The organism is Lederbergia ruris (genome assembly GCF_018332955.1).
Taxonomy (GTDB): domain Bacteria; phylum Bacillota; class Bacilli; order Bacillales; family Bacillaceae_C; genus Lederbergia; species Lederbergia ruris.
Genome location: NZ_BORB01000158.1, coordinates 1 through 255, shown reverse-complemented (window position 1 = coordinate 255; position 255 = coordinate 1). Strand labels below are relative to the sequence as shown.

Here is a 255-nt window from a genome sequence, read left to right as displayed (position 1 = left end):
CGTTTGCCTGGCAACGTCCTACTCTCACAAGGGGAAGCCCCTTATTACCATCGGCGCTGAAGAGCTTAACTGCCGTGTTCGGGATGGGAACGGGTGTGACCTCTTCGCGATTGCCACCAGACTATAAACTTACACAGGATGTGTAAGGATTGTAGAGAGTTTATTCTCTCAAAACCAGATAAAGAAGAAGACAAACGAGAAACAACCATTTGAATCCAGCTCCAGTGCCCAGCGACTAGAAAACTTCTACGTTTC

The 255-nt window shown here is 47.5% G+C and carries 1 rRNA gene; it reads right to left on the bottom strand.

The features are described from left to right. Window positions 1-5: 5 nt before the first annotated feature. A 5S ribosomal RNA gene (rrf, locus tag KI363_RS21835) occupies window positions 6-121 on the bottom strand. Window positions 122-255 lie beyond the last annotated feature (134 nt).